Annotated in this window: 13 protein-coding genes and 3 tRNA genes; 7 read left to right on the top strand and 9 right to left on the bottom strand. The window is 44.7% G+C overall.

The genetic code is table 11. From position 1 onward, the window contains the following. Positions 1–22 precede the first annotated feature (22 nt). From pgl to gnd, 3 genes are read right to left on the bottom strand one after another with little or no spacing between them, the layout of a single operon-like run. Positions 23–724, bottom strand: coding sequence for a 6-phosphogluconolactonase (gene pgl / locus DW182_RS02250; RefSeq protein WP_118294504.1), 702 nt, complete (start codon positions 722–724; stop codon positions 23–25). Then, complete coding sequence (gene zwf, locus DW182_RS02245; RefSeq protein ID WP_117692619.1) at positions 721–2,208, bottom strand: glucose-6-phosphate dehydrogenase; 1,488 nt, start codon at positions 2,206–2,208, stop codon at positions 721–723. The genes pgl and zwf overlap by 4 nt, the downstream gene beginning before the upstream one ends. A gap of 53 nt (positions 2,209–2,261) precedes the next feature. Next, positions 2,262–3,749: a decarboxylating NADP(+)-dependent phosphogluconate dehydrogenase gene (gene gnd, locus DW182_RS02240; protein ID WP_118294503.1), complete on the bottom strand. Its 1,488-nt coding sequence runs from the start codon at positions 3,747–3,749 to the stop codon at positions 2,262–2,264. 127 nt (positions 3,750–3,876) lie between these two features. Between gnd and DW182_RS02235 the strand changes: the two genes are divergently transcribed. The 5 genes from DW182_RS02235 (at position 3,877) to DW182_RS02215 (ending at position 10,363) form a co-directional block, all read left to right on the top strand. Next, a complete protein-coding gene (locus DW182_RS02235; protein WP_118294502.1) occupies positions 3,877–5,031 on the top strand; it encodes a dicarboxylate/amino acid:cation symporter in 1,155 nt (384 codons plus the stop codon). Between the two features lie 73 nt (positions 5,032–5,104). After that, a complete protein-coding gene (gmd, locus tag DW182_RS02230) occupies positions 5,105–6,181 on the top strand; it encodes a GDP-mannose 4,6-dehydratase (RefSeq protein ID WP_118294501.1) in 1,077 nt (358 codons plus the stop codon). Positions 6,182–6,202: 21 nt separating this feature from the next. After that, entirely contained in the window at positions 6,203–7,279 is a 1,077-nt protein-coding gene (locus DW182_RS02225; RefSeq protein ID WP_118294500.1) for a GDP-L-fucose synthase, read from the top strand. A 143-nt stretch (positions 7,280–7,422) separates the two neighbouring features. Further along, complete coding sequence (locus DW182_RS02220; RefSeq protein ID WP_118294499.1) at positions 7,423–9,081, top strand: AMP-binding protein; 1,659 nt, start codon at positions 7,423–7,425, stop codon at positions 9,079–9,081. Positions 9,082–9,124: 43 nt separating this feature from the next. Next, positions 9,125–10,363, top strand: a complete 1,239-nt coding sequence (locus tag DW182_RS02215) for an LA_2272 family surface repeat-containing protein (protein ID WP_118294498.1) — start codon at positions 9,125–9,127, stop codon at positions 10,361–10,363. Here DW182_RS02215 and DW182_RS02210 read toward each other — a convergent pair. The 5 genes from DW182_RS02210 to DW182_RS02190 all read right to left on the bottom strand — a co-directional run bounded on the left by DW182_RS02210 (position 10,360) and on the right by DW182_RS02190 (position 14,435). Beyond that, a complete protein-coding gene (locus DW182_RS02210) occupies positions 10,360–12,345 on the bottom strand; it encodes a fructose-1,6-bisphosphatase (protein ID WP_118294497.1) in 1,986 nt (661 codons plus the stop codon). The genes DW182_RS02215 and DW182_RS02210 overlap by 4 nt on opposite strands. 57 nt (positions 12,346–12,402) lie before the next feature. Next, positions 12,403–14,067, bottom strand: a complete 1,665-nt coding sequence (locus DW182_RS02205) for a putative transporter (protein ID WP_118294496.1) — start codon at positions 14,065–14,067, stop codon at positions 12,403–12,405. 113 nt (positions 14,068–14,180) lie between these two features. Further along, positions 14,181–14,253 (bottom strand) — tRNA-Lys (locus DW182_RS02200). 14 nt (positions 14,254–14,267) lie between these two features. Further along, positions 14,268–14,339, bottom strand: a tRNA-Glu gene (locus DW182_RS02195). Between the two features lie 9 nt (positions 14,340–14,348). Beyond that, a tRNA-Ser gene (locus tag DW182_RS02190) sits at positions 14,349–14,435 on the bottom strand. A gap of 277 nt (positions 14,436–14,712) precedes the next feature. Between DW182_RS02190 and DW182_RS02185 the strand changes: the two genes are divergently transcribed. Together DW182_RS02185 and DW182_RS02180 are read left to right on the top strand one after the other, a co-directional pair. Continuing rightward, positions 14,713–16,059, top strand: a complete 1,347-nt coding sequence (locus DW182_RS02185; RefSeq protein ID WP_118294495.1) for an MATE family efflux transporter — start codon at positions 14,713–14,715, stop codon at positions 16,057–16,059. Positions 16,060–16,138: 79 nt separating this feature from the next. Further along, on the top strand, positions 16,139–16,723 hold the full coding sequence (locus tag DW182_RS02180) for a Crp/Fnr family transcriptional regulator (RefSeq protein ID WP_118294494.1): 585 nt from the start codon (positions 16,139–16,141) through the stop codon (positions 16,721–16,723). Between the two features lie 120 nt (positions 16,724–16,843). On the opposite strand, the gene DW182_RS02175 is transcribed toward DW182_RS02180, so the two are convergent. Next, complete coding sequence (locus tag DW182_RS02175; protein WP_118294493.1) at positions 16,844–17,605, bottom strand: creatininase family protein; 762 nt, start codon at positions 17,603–17,605, stop codon at positions 16,844–16,846. Between the last annotated feature and the right edge of the window lie 61 nt (positions 17,606–17,666).

Here is a 17,666-nt window from a genome sequence, read left to right as displayed (position 1 = left end):
AATAATTGCTTTTATGGATGGGCTAAGGTTTTGCTAGCTCATCCATAAATATTTCTACATTCCATGCATGATGGGCTACGTAGGCAGCCGGACCGGTATCACCCGAATCCAGAATATCTTGTACGACATTAGCCTTATTTTTGCCTGTAACGAAGAAGATCAGTTGCTTGGCATTGAATAACAGACAGCCGGTCATAGCAATACGCTTCTGACCGTTGTAAGGATTCACACTCACCTCATAAGGATGAAAGGAAGAAAGTAAATGCTCCTGTCCAGGAAAAATAGACGAGGTATGCCCATCTTCGCCTGCACCGAGCAACACGATGTCGAGAGCTGGGAATCCATGCCAAAGAGAGGCATGGCAACGCACTACACTGGAATAACGCTTCGCCTCATCGTCGGGACGATTGTTTCCGTCAATAGGAAAAATATATTCTTCCGGCATATGGACTTTTTCAAGTAGCAAACGCTGCATAGTGCCATAATTACTCTCCGAATCTTCGGCAGGTACACAACGTTCATCCACCCAATAGATGCGCATACGCAACCAGGGAGTGACATCCTTGAACTCATCCGCCCACAAATCGAACATGAGCGAAGGCGTACTGCCTCCGCTGAATGCTATGTGGAAAATCTTTTGCGGCTCTGCCTCCATCAGGCTTATGATGTGTTTGATAAGAGCTCGTGCCGTTTCAACAGCTGTACTATAGATATAAGTTTTCATAACTCACAATATTGATCAGTGTTCGTTAGGTTTTTACACGGATTGGTCCAGTCAGCACCATGTTCGTGCATCATAGCTTCACTCTCCAGAGGTCCCCAGGTTCCGACGGGATAGCCATAGAGAGGTGCATCCGGATATTCGTTCCAATAGCGCAATACCGGATCGAAGAAACGCCAGGAAGCTTCGACAGCATCACTACGAGTGAAAAGGGTCGGATCACCCTGAATACAATCTTCTATCAGTCGGGCATAAGCATCACCTGTAGCCTTTCCGCCCAATTGGTCATAACTGAAATCCATCATCACCTGCTTCACATCGAATCCCGGCCCGGGCACTTTCATACCAAACTTCAGTACGATACCCTCATTGGGTTGCAAACGAAGGATAAGTTTATTAGCCCGCGGACAGTGTCCACCATGGCAATGAAACATTTGATGCGGTGTCTCACGGAAATGTACTACAATCTCCGTCACCTTCGTAGGCATCTGCTTTCCTGTGCGGATGTAGAAAGGTACACCACTCCAGCGCCAGTTATCGATACCGATTTTCATGGCAATGTAAGTTTCAGTGCGCGAGTCGGCAGGAACGTTCTTTTCTTCACGGTAGCCCTTTTTAGAACCGGAAGCCGTATATTGCCCGCGGACTATATGTTCATTCAAATCTTCATCCGTCAGAGGTTTCAAGGATTCATAGACCTTCACCACTTCATTACGGAAATTGTCAGCCGTAAAAACTGCAGGAGGTTCCATAGCGGTAAGAGCTACCAACTGGATAAGATGGTTCTGCACCATATCCCGCAAAGCTCCTGTTCCATCATAGAAACCGCCACGCTGTTCAATACCCAGATTCTCTACTGCAGTAACTTCTACATAATCGATATAATTACGGTTCCACAGCGGTTCGAAGATGCCGTTAGCAAAACGGAAAGCAAGAATATTTTGAGCTGTTTCTTTACCGAGAAAATGATCGATACGATAAATCTGGTGCTCCTCAAAGACGGAAGCATATATTTTGTTTAGTTCTTGTGCTGACTTCAGGTCGTAGCCGAAAGGTTTCTCAACGATGATACGGGTATGCTTACGATTCAATCCGGCTTTTTTCAGATGCAGGGGAATAACTCCATAAAGTGAAGGAGGCGTAGCAAGATAGAACAGCAAATTATCCGGAGCTTTCTCACCTGTGATTTCCTGTAAACGCTTGCCCAGCATTTCGTACCCTTCTTCTTTGGCAGGATCTATGCTGAGATAATGTAAATGAGTACAGAATTCCTTCATCCCTACTTCAGCGGGAGTGACAAAATGTTCCAGTTCATTCAATATATAGTCACGGTAAGTATCATCCGCGTAGTCTGTGCGCCCAATTCCTAAAATGCTAAACTCTTCCGGCAACCGATTATCTTTATAAAGAGAGTAGAGTGCCGGCATAAGTTTGCGCTTCGTCAGGTCACCCGAAGCGCCGAATATGATCATTACAAATTTACTCATAGAACTTTGATTTTATTTGATTAGCTATTTTATTAGTGATCACTAATCATTGCTTATACATTATAAGTACCTGATTTTGTATCTCCGCCATGTCCGGTCCAATTCTCATGGAAGAATTGCCCGCGAAGTTCATCAGTACGTTCGAAAGTATGCGCACCAAAGTAATCGCGTTGTGCCTGAATCATATTGGCAGGTAACTTCGCAGATACCAGTGAATAGAAATAGTTCAGTGCAGAAGAGAAAGCAGGAACAGGCAGTTCTTCTTTCATTGCATGAGCTACAAGATGCTTCCAGCCCGAAAGCAATTCTTTAATTTCTTCCCGGAAGTAAGGAGCAAGCAGCAAGTGCTTCGGCTTCTGTGATGCTTCAAAAGCTGCGGCTATATCATTCAAGAATACGCTACGAATAATACAACCACCACGCCACATACGGGCAATGGATGCCAGATCGAGATCCCAACCGAAAGTTTCGGATGCCTTTTGCAATACAGCAAAACCTTGTGCATAAGATACCAATTTGGAAGCATACAAGGCCGAATAAATATCCTTCACCAGTTCCGGTTTATTATATACCACTTGTGAACGCTGGCAAACGAATTGCTTGGAAGCCGCTTCACGCAGATTTTTCTGTGCCGAAAGGCTACGCTCAAAAACAGCCGTAGCAATCAGTCCCAAGGGCATTCCCAGTTCCATAGCATTGATAACAGACCATTTACCAGTACCTTTCTGTCCGGCAGTATCCAAAATCTTATCAATCAGATATCCACCTGCCTTATCTTTATGGCGTAAAATGTTGGCAGTGATTTCTATCAGATAACTGCGCAATTTACCCTCATTCCAATGAGCAAATACAGAAGCCATCTCTTCATTATCCAGTTGCAATAGATTCTTCATCACCCAGTAGGCTTCGGCAATCAGCTGCATATCGCCATACTCGATACCATTATGTATCATCTTGACAAAGTGTCCCGAACCAGCCGGACCAATCCAATCACAGCAAGGAGTACCATCGGCAGCACGTGCAGCGATACTTTGCAGAATGGGTTTCACTTCATCCCATGCAGTAACAGAACCACCCGGCATAATAGAAGCACCATTCAGCGCCCCTTCTTCTCCGCCGGAAACACCAGCTCCGACAAAACGAAAACCTTTCTGTTCAGCCAATGCCACACGACGATTGGTATCTTCGTAATTTGAATTTCCACCATCTATTAGTATGTCTCCCGGAGAAAGATACGGAAAAAGCTGTTCCATCAACTCATCTACCGCATTGCCCGCACGAACCATCATCATGATTTTGCGCGGTGTAGAAATGGACTCCACAAAATCGGGTATTTCAGTATATCCTTCAATAGTCTTTCCTTTGGCACGGCCATTGGTAAAGCGTTCTACCACACCTTCTTCTACTCCCGGAACGGTCCGATTATACACGGATACGTGCCATCCCTTATCTGCCATGTTCAAGGCCAGATTCTCCCCCATTACGGCAAGTCCAATTAAGCCGATGTCTGTCTTTTGTTTGTTTTTGGTCATAACTTGCATTTTTTTGTTATTGTTTCATTGAAATGGAAACAATATGCCAAGGGCATTTGTTCGTATGAATTTCGAATAAAAATCGTACTTTTGCAAACATGACTACATTTCACCTGAAAAACTTAAATACAGATTTATGAAAAAACTACATATCGGACTACTGCCGCGTATCATAATAGCCATAGCATTGGGCATTCTTTTGGGTAATTTTCTTCCCGGAGGTATGGTACGCTTTTTCGTTACGTTCAACAGTATTTTCAGTGAGTTCCTGAACTTCTCCATACCACTTATTATTGTAGGGTTGGTGACAGTGGCAATTGCCGATATTGGTAAAGGTGCCGGAAAACTATTATTAATTACAGCACTGATTGCTTACGGGGCAACCTTATTTTCCGGTTTCTTGTCTTACTTTACTGGTGTAACAGTATTTCCTCACCTGATAGAACCCGGAGTTCCGCTGGAAGAAGTCAGTGAAGCGCAAGGCATATTGCCTTTCTTTTCTGTTGCCATACCTCCGCTGATGAATGTTATGACAGCTCTGGTATTAGCTTTCATGTTAGGACTTGGGCTTGCTCAACTGAAAAACGATACGTTGAAGAATGCTGCACGCGATTTCCAGGAAATTATTGTTCGCATGATCAGTGCAGTCATTCTGCCATTGCTCCCTATTTACATATTCGGTATATTCCTTAATATGACACATTCGGGACAGGTATTCTCCGTATTAATGGTCTTCATAAAGATAATCGGTGTGATCTTCCTGCTACACATCTTCCTGTTAGTATTCCAGTATTGCATAGCTGCACTATTCGTCCGTAAGAATCCCTTTAAATTATTGGGACGGATGATACCTGCCTATTTCACCGCCTTAGGCACACAGTCTTCTGCTGCCACTATTCCTGTCACATTGGAACAGACAAAAAAGAATGGAGTATCATCTGACATAGCAGGTTTTGTGATTCCACTTTGTGCTACGATACATCTATCCGGAAGTACGCTCAAGATAGTCGCATGTGCCCTTGCCCTGATGATGATGCAGGGGATTTCTTTTGATTTTCCGTTATTTGCCGGTTTTATTTTCATGCTGGGAATCACTATGGTAGCGGCTCCCGGAGTTCCTGGTGGTGCTATTATGGCATCTTTGGGTATATTGCAGTCCATGCTTGGTTTCGATGAATCGGCACAGGCATTGATGATTGCACTCTACATTGCGATGGATAGCTTCGGTACTGCCTGTAATGTGACGGGAGACGGAGCGATTGCGTTAGTAGTAGATAAGATATATAAATGAAAAAAGTTTTGTTTTCTCGTAAAAAACAACGAATTTTGTCCTCTTAAAATCAATTTATAACGAAGCCTACAATATGAAAACAGCTCTAATCTCCGGAATAACAGGTCAGGACGGTTCGTTTCTTGCCGAATTCTTATTACAAAAAGGATATGAAGTTCACGGTATTCTCCGCCGTTCATCCTCATTCAATACAGGACGTATCGAACACTTGTACTTCGACGAATGGGTGCGCGACATGAAACAGAAACGTACTATCAACCTGCATTACGGTGATATGACAGATAGCAGTTCGCTCATCCGGATCATTCAGCAAGTACAACCGGATGAAATCTATAATCTTGCTGCACAAAGTCATGTAAAGGTATCCTTTGATGTACCGGAATACACAGCTGAAGCGGACGCCATCGGTACACTTCGTATGCTGGAAGCTGTCCGCATCCTTGGCATGGAGAAAAAAACAAAGATTTACCAGGCATCCACTTCGGAACTCTTCGGAAAAGTACAGGAAGTTCCCCAGAAGGAGACAACACCTTTCTACCCCCGCAGCCCCTATGGAGTAGCCAAGCAATATGGATTCTGGATTACCAAGAACTACCGTGAAAGCTACGGGATGTTTGCTGTGAACGGTATTCTTTTCAATCATGAAAGTGAACGCAGAGGCGAGACATTTGTAACCCGCAAGATTACGCTGGCTGCTGCACGCATAGCACAAGGTTTTCAGGATAAATTGTATTTAGGTAACCTGGATGCACGCCGTGACTGGGGATACGCGAAAGATTATGTAGAGTGCATGTGGCTCATCCTTCAGCATGATACACCGGAAGATTTCGTGATTGCCACAGGAGAAATGCATACTGTTCGTGAGTTTGCCACACTCGCTTTTGAGGAAGTAGGTATAGAACTGCGCTGGGAAGGTGAAGGTGTCGAGGAAAAAGGCATTGATGTGAAGACAGGCAAAGTCATTGTAGAAGTAGATTCAAAATACTTCCGTCCTTCCGAAGTAGAGCAATTGCTGGGTGATCCTACCAAAGCCAAAACACTTTTGGGCTGGAACCCAAGACAAACCAGCTTTGAAGATCTCGTGAAGATTATGGCAACGCATGACATGAAGTTTGTGAGAAAGCTGTATCTGAGATCGCAAGAGAGTTAACACATAAAACTCTAAAATATAATGTTAGACAAAAACGCCAAAATCTATGTAGCAGGCCATCGGGGTCTGGTGGGTTCTGCTATCTGGAAGAACCTGCAAGATAAAGGATATACCAATCTTATTGGCAAAACCCACAAAGAAGTCGACTTACTGGACGCCATTGCCGTTCGTAGATTCTTTGATGAAGAACAACCGGAATATGTATTCCTTGCTGCCGCTTTCGTAGGCGGTATCATGGCCAACAGTATCTATCGTGCTGATTTCATCTACAAGAACCTGCAAATACAACAGAACGTCATCGGAGAAAGTTTCCGCCACAATGTAAAAAAACTCCTCTTCCTGGGCAGCACGTGCATCTATCCACGCGATGCCGAGCAACCCATGAAAGAAGAAGTACTTCTTACCTCTCCTCTGGAATACACCAATGAACCCTATGCCATAGCTAAGATTGCCGGACTGAAAATGTGCGAAAGCTTCAACCTGCAATACGGTACGAACTATATTGCTGTAATGCCTACCAACCTCTATGGTCCGAACGATAATTTCGATCTGGAACGCAGTCATGTGCTTCCTGCCATGATCCGCAAGATACACCTTGCCCATTGTCTGAAACAAGGTGATTGGGATGCCATACGCAAAGACCTGGATCTCCGTCCCGTAGAAGGCATTGACGGAACCGATAGCAAAGAGGATATTCTCGCCATTCTTGCTAAATATGGTATCAGTGACAATGAAGTGAAACTTTGGGGTACCGGTACACCGCTTCGCGAATTCCTTTGGAGCGAAGAAATGGCAGATGCCAGTGTATTCGTCATGGAACATGTAGACTTCAAAGACACCTATAAACCAGGCGATAAAGATATTCGTAACTGCCACATCAACATAGGTACAGGTAAAGAGATATCCATCCGCAACCTTGCCGAACTGATTGTTTCTACTGTAGGTTACAAAGGCCAACTGACTTTTGATAGTAGCAAGCCGGACGGCACCATGCGTAAACTGACCGACCCTTCAAAACTACATTCTCTGGGTTGGCACCACAAAGTAGAAATAGAAGAAGGCGTACAACGCATCTATCATTGGTATTTAAAATCGTAAATATTTCAATAGCCCTGGTCATATTTTAATATGCCAGGGCTAAATTGTATACACATCCCGCTTTTTTTAGCTAAAAATTTGCTTTCTTTTGATAAAGCCTTATATTTGCACAAATTTCAAATAAATGTGCAATATATAATATCATGGAACAAAGCTTTATCGCCTATATTGAGAATAGTATTAAAGAGAATTGGGACCTTGATGCCCTGACTGATTATAATGGCGCTACCCTACAATACAAAGATGTAGCCCGCAAAATAGAGAAAGTACATTTAATCTTCGAAGCAAGCGGTATTAAAAAAGGCGATAAGATAGCCATCTGTGGACGTAATAGTTCACACTGGGGAGTCACCTTCCTTGCCACACTTACTTACGGAGCGGTTGCCGTTCCTATCCTTCATGAATTCAAAGCGGACAATGTACACAACATTGTCAATCACTCCGAAGCTAAGTTACTCTTTGTGGGCGATCAAGTATGGGAAAACCTCAACGAATCTGCCATGACTATCCTGGAAGGTATCATTCTGATGACGGACTTCTCCATTCTCATCTCACGTACACAGAAACTGGATTACGCCCGTGAACATCTGAACGAACTGTTCGGCAAGAAATACCCCAAGAATTTCCGTAAAGAACACGTTGAATACCACAAAGATCAGCCCGAAGAACTGGCAGTCATCAACTATACTTCCGGAACGACGAGTTACTCCAAAGGGGTAATGCTGCCCTACCGTAGCCTATGGTCCAATACAGCATTCGCATTCGAAGTATTGCCATTAAAAGCCGGAGACAAAATTATCTCCATGTTGCCAATGGCACACATGTACGGGTTAGCATTCGAATTCCTGTACGAGTTCTCTGCAGGATGTCAGATCTACTTCCTAACCCGCATGCCAAGCCCCAAAATCATTTTCCAGGCATTCTCGGAAGTGAAGCCCCATCTTGTAGTGGCTGTACCGCTCATTATAGAAAAGATCATTAAGAAGAACGTGCTTCCGAAACTGGAAACCCCCACCATGAAGCTATTATTGAAAGTTCCCATCATCAATGACAAGATTAAAGCAACTGTACGCGAAGGAGTAGTCAGCGCTTTCGGCGGACGTTTTGCAGAAGTCATCGTAGGTGGTGCCGCTTTCAATCAGGAAGTAGAACAATTCCTTCACATGATAGAATTCCCCTACACGGTAGGCTATGGAATGACAGAATGTGGTCCGATTATCTGTTACGAAGACTGGTCACGCTTCAAACCGGGTTCCTGCGGTAAAGCGGTTCCGCGTATGGAAGTGAAAGTGCTTTCTTCCGACCCAGAAAATATACCGGGGGAAATCGTATGCCGCGGACCAAATGTTATGCTGGGATACTATAAAAATGAAGAAGCCACACGTGAAGCAATCGACGCTGACGGTTGGCTGCACACAGGCGACCTTGCACTAATGGACGCCGAAGGGAATATCACCATTAAAGGACGCAGCAAGAATATGTTGCTCGGCTCCAGTGGACAAAATATATACCCCGAAGAAATAGAAGATAAGTTGAATAACATGCCGTACGTTGCCGAAAGCATTATCGTACAGCAGAATGAAAAGCTTGTCGGACTGGTATACCCGGACTTCGACGATGCCTTTGCACACGGTCTGACTACCGCAGATATAGAACGCGTCATGGAAGAAAACCGTGCCACGCTAAACACCATGCTGCCTGCATACAGCCAGATATTCAAAATGAAAATCTATCCCGAAGAATTTGAGAAAACTCCCAAACGCTCCATTAAACGATTCTTATATCAGGAAGCGAAGGGATAAGATTGTAATTAACCGACTGACCTTTATTAAAGTATTATCTCAAATGAGAAGATTATTTCCATCTATTATTGCATTACTGATAGTTGCAGGAACACTTTCTGCACAGGCTACAGACAACAAATCGACTGAAACAACCAAGAAAAACAGAGAACCTGTCGGCATCAATCTCTCCCTGTGGAAGAATATGTCCACACAACAGACTGATACTGTAGGAAGTACTTGTTTCAACCTCGGCCTATTCTCTTCTATGAACCGTCTGAACGGCGTGGGTATCAATCTACTGGGTAGTGTGGTATACCGTGACATGAACGGTGTACAGGTTACAGGTCTTGCCAACCTGGTAGGAGGCAGCATGTGTGGTGTTCAGATAGCAGGTATCAGCAATGTGAATGGAGATAATCTCTGTGGTGTATCCTTGTCCGGCTTAGTCGGTATCACAGGAAATCATGCACAAGGTGTTATATTCTCCGGACTTACCAATATTGTAGAAGACAATGCCAGTGGTGTTCTCATTGGTGGTCTCCTGAACATTGCCGGAGAGAATTCTTCGGGAGCACATATTGCAGGATTAGCTAACATTTCAGGCGAAGATTTCATTGGTATCACTGCTTCCGGCTTGCTGAACATTGTAGGCGAAAATCTACGAGGCGTACAAATCAGCGGTTTAGGTAACATCACAGGGGAAAACATGCAAGGTTTACAGATATCCGGTCTGGGTAATGTGGTAGGTGAACATTTCACAGGAGCACAAATAGCCCCTTTCAATTTTGCCGGAAAAGGGAAAGGGGTACAGATTGGATTAGTCAACTATTATAAGAATAGTTTCGACGGTTTCCAGTTAGGTCTGGTCAATGCCAATCCGGGTACTAAAGTGCAATTAATGCTTTTCGGAGGCAATGCAACAAAGCTGAATGTAGGTGCTCGTTTCAAGAACAATCTGTTCTATACCATCTTAGGTGGTGGTACACATTATCTGGATTTCAGCGATAAGTTTTCAGCCTCTCTCTTTTATCGTGCAGGTCTTGAGCTTCCTCTATACAAACAATTATTTATCAGCGGTGACCTGGGCTTCCAGCATATCGAAAACTTCAAGAACAAAGACTATGGCTTCCCTGCACGCCTTTACGCTCTCCAGGCACGTGTCAATCTGGAATACCGTCTAAATGACCGCTTAGGTGTATTCGTAACAGGTGGTTATGGTAGCAGCCGTTACTACACCAAAGGGGGCACTTATGATAAGGGGGTGATTGTGGAAGGAGGAGTAGTGTTATTTAAATACTAATTCTTCTCCTTTATAAAGCCCGTCCTATACGCCACCAATAGTTTCTTCAAGTCTTGTATCTGCGTCACCAGTACTTTTCCTTTATCCGTATCTTTCACCATCATACGTTGTGAATTGAACTCTACGACAAAGGTATTAGACTTGATATCCTGCCCCTCTTCTATAGCTTTCTGGCGGCTTTGAAACGGTTCGTGTTGCACTAACTGCAAGCCATGCGAATGATACACCAATGTATATCCGGCAATACCGGTTTCCGGCTGATATGCCTTAGAAAACCCACCATCAATCACCAGCAACTTGCCATCCGCCTTTATCGGTTTCTCACCCTTAATAATCTTCACGGGCACATGACCATTAATAATGTGTGAATGAGGTCCTGTAACCTCAAACTCCGCAAGAATGCGTTCACAAATATCAGCACGGTTACGCAGAGTATAATAATATCCTTTCGTCTCCTTGGACAAATCTTTGTCTTCAATGAAATAGCGTTCAAAAGTCGCCATCTTATCTTTGTCAAACGATGGAGCATCCGGGCCACACCACATATACCACACATAATCCAATGCAAAACTCTTCTCCTCCGTACCGTCTTCATCGAAGTAAGCCGTACGTATCAACAGGTCTGTCTTACACAATAATTTCCTGCCCCAATACTCCTTCTTTCCAATGCGGACATGTTTGAAACTACCATCCTCATTCAAAGGCATAGAAGCATGGTACAGCAAATTACTGTTACAAACCAGATACATTCCTCCATATGTAAACAGGCAACGCATATGCTTCTTCAACTTCTCACTATTCATGAACGAAGCATGGATTTTATCCATCAGCTCCCGTTCCTCATCAGACAGACGATATGGATCAGCCGGATCTATGGTCGGGAAGTTTGTGTCACGCAATGGATATTCCTTTCCCTCGTATACAAAGACGCCTCTCTCAAAATCAATCTTATCCAGTAACTTCCGGTTCTGCATACCGAACTCCGGACGACGGTCTATAATCTCTGCTTCCAGCTTGAACTGTATCACCGTAATCGCCTTATGCATCTGCGTAATTAACCGTAAAGTCTTCTCATTATAATTACCGTCTGCAAAGTTCATCTTCGGAGCGAAGATTGTGCAGGGATCATCCGCATACGTATCCATGGCAAATGTGGCAAGTGGCAACAGGTTGATACCATATCCGTCCTCCAGTGTAGCCAGGTTGGCATAACGCATCGACATACGGATCACATTGGCAATACAGGCATCATTACCAGAAGCTGCTCCCATCCACAGAATATCATGATTTCCCCATTGAATATCAAAATTGTGATAATCACAAAGTGTATCCATAATGATGTGTGCTCCCGGACCACGGTCGTAAATATCACCTACAATGTGCAGAGAGTCAATCGTCAACCTCTGAATGAGATTACACATTGCAATGATGAAATCATCCGAACGTTTGGTGGAAATGATAGTGCTGATAATTACATTGATATAGGCATGCTTGTTAGGCTCCACACTCGATTCATGCAGCAACTCCTGAATAATATACGAGAATTCTGCCGGAAGCGCCTTACGCACTTTAGAGCGTGTATATTTGGAAGAAACATTCTGGCATACCTTCACCAACTGATTCAGCGTAATCAGATACCAGTCATCCAGATCTGCTTCCTGCTCTTTGATCAACTGCAACTTTTCTTCAGGATAATAAATCAGGGTGCATATTTCTTTCTTTTCACTCTCACGTAAAGTATGCCCGAAGATTTCATTCACTTTCCGCTTCACCGCTCCCGAAGCGTTCTTCAACACATGTTGAAATGCTTCATATTCGCCATGAATATCAGTCAGGAAATGCTCTGTCCCTTTCGGAAGGTTCAGAATAGCTTCCAGGTTAATAATTTCTGTACTGGCATCCGCAATCGTCGGAAAACTGCGTGATAGCAACTGCAAATAACGCAAGTCGCTCATGATGCTTTCAGGGGTAATATTACTCATAATAATTACAAATTACAATCTACAAATTATATTCGGGCTTGTGTTTTCAGTCCAACTCTAAGTTAAAAAAAACATCAACAATACCTGTGCGATAATCACCCTCAGGAACATACACAACGGATAAACCGTAGCATAAGAAACAGAAGGATTATCACCGGGAATAGTATCATTAACATAGTTCAATGCCATTGGATTCGCCATACTTCCACACAGCATTCCGGCTACCGAACCGAAATCAACCTTCATCCAACGGAAAGCAATGACTCCCATTATCAACACAGGAACCACGGTTAGTGCACAGCCAATAGCTATCCACAACAATCCTTCCGGACGGAATACCGTATCAAAGAAATGAGCCCCCGCATCCAGTCCCAGACAGGCCAGATAGAGTGACAAACCCAAGGCACGGAGCATCAGGTTAGCGCTACGGGTTGTATAAGTCACCATATGCATGCGTGGTCCGAAAGTACCGATAAGAATACCTACGATTATCGGTCCACCCGCCAGACCCAGCTTTACAGGAGTGCTGACACCGGGGATGGCAATAGGTATCGCTCCTAAGGCAAGACCAAGGATAATACCCACGAATACAGCCACCAGATTAGGCTCCTTCAAACTCTTCACAGCATTTCCCAAAACTCTTTCCACATTTTGTATGGCAGCGGCCTCACCCACCACTGTCAACCGGTCGCCCAATTGCAAGGTAAGTTCCGCCGTAGCCAGTAGCAGCACCCCGCTACGATAGACGCGACTGATATTGATACCATAATGATTACGTAAATGGAGTGAACCGAGTTTTTTTCCATTCAGTTCCGGACGTGTCACCACGATACGCTGAGAGATCAACTGGCTATCAATGGCATTCCAGTCGATATCTTCCTTGTTCCAGTCCGTGTTTTCTTGCTCACCGAACAAAACAGTCAAGGCAGGAACATTTCTTTCTGAAGTAATAACAAGCAAGCGGTCGCCTTCCTTAATCACTTTCTCAGAAGTGGGGATGCTGACATTCCCATCCCGCCACAAACGGGAAATCACAAACTTAGGATAACTCAACTGAGCTATATCCTTCACACTCATATTAAAGATTGCCGGATTGTGTACCTGAAATGCAACGATGTAGGGTTTATTCACATCGTCTTTCTCCTTGACTTCTAAATCAGCTTTACGTACCAGTGCCTTACGTATCATCAGAATACCGAGAATAACTCCCACTACTCCTATCGGATATGCCACCGCACATCCCAGAGCCGGAGTATTCGCTTCGATTCCCATCTGTTTCAGCGTTTGCTGCGCAGCTCCCAGAGCCGGTGTATTCGTCGTTGCTCCGCAAAGGATACCTACCATATCCGGCAGAGAGACTCCCAATCCATAACTTCCCAGCAGTGTCATCAGCGTACCGATCAAAACCACGCCTACTGCCAGCATATTCAATTGTACGCCACCTGTACGGAACGAACTGAAGAAGCCCGGACCTACCTGCAGTCCCAGTGCATATACGAATATCACCAGACCGAAGCTCTCCGCATAGTTCAGCATCTGCGGGTCTATGGACAGCCCGAAATGCCCGGCAAGGATACCTGCAAAGAACACGAACGTCACTCCTAACGATATACCGCAGATGTGTATCTTTCCCAGTCCCAAACCAATAGCAGAGATCAGCGAGAGCACCACAACCGCCTGCAGGGCGGAATGTTCAACGAATAAACTGTATAACCAATCCAATGTGTTTACGTTTTATTGATTTCAGTCTGCAAAGATAGGAAGTATTTCCCGGAGAAAAGGAATAATTGCATAAAAAAAAGCGGTCATCTATTTAATGACCGCTCTATTCCTCGTACACCCTCAGGGACTCGAACCCTGGACCCATTGATTAAGAGTCAATTGCTCTACCAGCTGAGCTAAGAGTGCATTAAAATTTTCCGTAGTGGATACGAGAATCGAACTCGTATTACATGCGTGAGAGGCATGTGTCCTAACCGTTAGACGAATCCACCGGCTGTTTGCGGAAGCGGGGGGATTCGAACCCCCGGTACAGTTACCCGTACGTCAGTTTAGCAAACTGGTGGTTTCAGCCACTCACCCACACTTCCTTAAACCTGCATTGTTTCTCAAATGCGGTGCAAATGTATGGGAAACTTTTGGACTATGCAAATCTTTCCATTATATTTTTTTCTGACTTTTTTCAGGAAAAGGTGTAATCTACTAAAAGTCAAAAGCAAAGACTAAAAAAATAATTTATTAGGTATTGATGAGACTGTATCAGGATATACCCCGAAGAACTAATATTTGACCTATATCAATCTCTTTTCTCTTCCCATTCCGTACCTTTGCGCGACTTTTCATCACCGGATTTCAAACACATACGAAATGATACATCAGGAAAGCTTAAAAAAGCGACTTGCCAAACTCGCTGCCCCTATATTTATAGAGACCCTGCTCATCATGATGCTGGGTGCTGTAGATACTATTATGTTGAGCCGCCACTCAGACAGTAGCGTTGCCGCCGTAGGAGTGGTCAACCAGATCATCATGCTTACTTTCCTTGTATTTGAGGTTATCAATCTTGGCACCTCCGTTCTTTGTTCCCAATACCTCGGTGCACGTTTGCAGAAGAAAGTAGTCCAAGTAGTCGGTGTATCCATTCTTGTAAATATAGTGATCGGTATCTCTGTCAGCTTGTTCCTTTTTTCTTGTGCCGGACCGATTCTACGCCTCATGGGACTCACTCCCGAACTGATGACAGACGGTATGGACTATATGCGCATCGTGGGTGCCTTCGCTTTCTTCCAAGCTATCTCTCTGACCCTTTCCGCCTCTCTGCGTAGTGCCAACAAAGCCATCTATCCAATGCTGGTAACCGTCGTTGTCAACATACTTAATATCATAGGTAACTACTCCCTTATCTTCGGTCGCTTCGGCTTCCCGGAACTTGGCGTAGAAGGTGCTGCCATTTCCACAGCTTTCAGCCGCGGAGTTTCCATGGTGCTGCTATTCATTATCCTGTTCCGCAAGCATATCCACCGTTTCCCTATCGCTTATTTCCGTCCATTCCCATGGACAGAACTAAAGAACCTGATGAAAGTAGGGTTACCTTCCGCCGGAGAACAGCTCTCTTACAGTTCATCACAAGTAGTGATTACCTTCTTCATCAATATGCTGGGCGTAGAGGCACTGGCCACCCGTACCTACTGCGTCAACATTATCATGTTCGCCTACCTCTTCAGCATTGCCATGGCACAAGGAGGTGCCATCTGCATCGGTCATCTCATCGGAGAGGGAAAACCTCATGCCGCCTTCCTCATGGGAAAATACGTGATGAAGAAATCCGTAATGATTACCGTCATACTTTCCACGGTTCTTGCTGTCTTTGGAAACACTATTTTCCACTGGCTGACTTCCAACGAAGAGATCATCCGACTGGGCACTACTATCCTCATCATCGACGTTATTCTTGAAATCGGACGACCTATCAATATTTTTGCCACGAATGCCTTGCGTGCAGCCGGCGACGTCAACTATCCGTTTTACGTCGGACTGGTGGTTCAGTGGAGCGTTGCCGTCGGACTGGGATACATCTTCGGCATTCCTTTGGAATGGGGCATCTGTGGTATGTGGGTTGCCTTTCTGTTGGATGAAAACATCCGGGGAGCCATCTTCGTGCGACGCTGGTATAGCATGAAGTGGACAACAAAGGGGTTTGTCGCTAAGCACTAATCATTTCAGAAGGTTTGATTTAAATCAAATCTTTCTTACCTTTGTGCCCGGAAACGGTTATTAATACCAGCGAACAATTATGGATACACTATTAAAAGAAACAGTTAATGCCACTGTGAATTCCCGTTATCCGGGTATGGCACCTGAGGGTAGAAAACTGATAGAAGAAATTCTGATCCGCAAAGAGCTGGAAAAGGGTGAACTCCTATTCAAGGAAGGACAAGTCTGCCACCACATGGCATTTGTGGGTAAAGGCATGATGCGTCAGTTCTATTACAAAAACGGTAAAGACGTCACCGAGCACTTTTCCTACGAAGGCTGTGTCATCATCTGTATAGAAAGTACATTGAAGCAAGAACCTACCCGCCTGATGGCAGAAGCTCTGGAACCTTGCACAGTATACCTCCTCCCCTACGATAAATTCATGAGATTGACAGAAATCTCTTGGGAAATCAATATGTTCTACCGCAAGATACTGGAGTATTCACTCATCGTATCTCAAGTGAAAGCTGACTCCTGGCGGTTCGAAACAGCACGCGAACGCTACAATATGCTGATGCATACCCACCCGGAAGTCATCAAACGGGCACCATTGTCACATATCGCATCTTATTTGCTGATGACGCCCGAAACCCTCAGTCGCGTACGCTCGGGCATGCTGTAAATTGCCACACCTCAGCAAGGCAAATGCCACACCTCGTGGTCGCCCAAGTGTGGCATTTGCCCCGTTCAGGTGTGGTATCGCAGACACCGACAGGTAACTAAACTAAGTGACAAGCTACGCTTAGTAAAGTTCGCCCTGCCCTACTTCCGTGAAGAGCTTGGCAAGCTTTTCGATAATAGGCTTCACATAGCGTTCACCTTTTTCGGCCGTAGCTTTCTTGGGGTTTCCTACTCCGCTATCCACTGTGGCTTTATCCCAATGGCGCGGTGCCCAACCCACCTTTTCGTTCAACGAGGAAATAGCAAAAGGCTTAGAATCCCCATCACCTGCCTCATCCAGATTTACCAGCTCCGGATGATAGTGCATCATTACGGAAGTTTCCTGTTCACCGGCATGGTCATCTATTTCAGCTTCAAAATAACCTTTCGTGGGAACAAGGCTAAACCAGTCGGTAGCAATAATCAGGAAGTCCGGATAGCTAAAGGCAAGGTCGCGTATCATACCTTTGAAATTATTCCCCCCATGCCCACTGACAATAATCAGTTTACGCATGCCCTGAGCATAAAGAGAAGCGACAATATCTTCCAGAATAGCCTGTTGGGTGGCATAACGGGTATGTATGCAGAAGGGAAGTTCACGCTGCCCGGGGTTGTGGGCGCCGAATGGAACAGGAGGCATCACCATACAACGTACACCGGAACGTTCCAGTGCCAGCGTAGCGGCGTCTACAGCAATGTCATGGGGCAAAATGCAATCGGTGAGATACGGAAGATGTAAGTTATGAGGCTCTGTTGCGCCCCAGGGAAGTATGACAGCATCATACTTCACATCCTTCACTTTTCCATAGCAGGAAACAGCAAGGTCAATTTCTCTTTTTTCCATGTTTTCTTATTTTTGGGGGTATATTTCAAATATTAATTATTAAATATTAGGTATTAAGGCT

It is taken from the genome of Bacteroides sp. AM16-24, from assembly GCF_003471885.1.
GTDB lineage: Bacteria > Bacteroidota > Bacteroidia > Bacteroidales > Bacteroidaceae > Bacteroides.
This window is presented reverse-complemented; position numbering and strand designations above follow the sequence as displayed.

Bases quoted from the DNA above. Each gene is read 5' to 3' on its own strand.
- pgl (WP_118294504.1), bottom strand. From the start codon at position 724: ATGAAAACTTATATCTATAGTACAGCTGTTGAAACGGCACGAGCTCTT.
- zwf (WP_117692619.1), bottom strand. From the start codon at position 2,208: ATGAGTAAATTTGTAATGATCATATTCGGCGCTTCGGGTGACCTGACG.
- gnd (WP_118294503.1), bottom strand. From the start codon at position 3,749: ATGCAAGTTATGACCAAAAACAAACAAAAGACAGACATCGGCTTAATT.
- DW182_RS02235 (WP_118294502.1), top strand. From the start codon at position 3,877: ATGAAAAAACTACATATCGGACTACTGCCGCGTATCATAATAGCCATA.
- gmd (WP_118294501.1), top strand. From the start codon at position 5,105: ATGAAAACAGCTCTAATCTCCGGAATAACAGGTCAGGACGGTTCGTTT.
- DW182_RS02225 (WP_118294500.1), top strand. From the start codon at position 6,203: ATGTTAGACAAAAACGCCAAAATCTATGTAGCAGGCCATCGGGGTCTG.
- DW182_RS02220 (WP_118294499.1), top strand. From the start codon at position 7,423: ATGGAACAAAGCTTTATCGCCTATATTGAGAATAGTATTAAAGAGAAT.
- DW182_RS02215 (WP_118294498.1), top strand. From the start codon at position 9,125: ATGAGAAGATTATTTCCATCTATTATTGCATTACTGATAGTTGCAGGA.
- DW182_RS02210 (WP_118294497.1), bottom strand. From the start codon at position 12,345: ATGAGTAATATTACCCCTGAAAGCATCATGAGCGACTTGCGTTATTTG.
- DW182_RS02185 (WP_118294495.1), top strand. From the start codon at position 14,713: ATGATACATCAGGAAAGCTTAAAAAAGCGACTTGCCAAACTCGCTGCC.
- DW182_RS02180 (WP_118294494.1), top strand. From the start codon at position 16,139: ATGGATACACTATTAAAAGAAACAGTTAATGCCACTGTGAATTCCCGT.
- DW182_RS02175 (WP_118294493.1), bottom strand. From the start codon at position 17,605: ATGGAAAAAAGAGAAATTGACCTTGCTGTTTCCTGCTATGGAAAAGTG.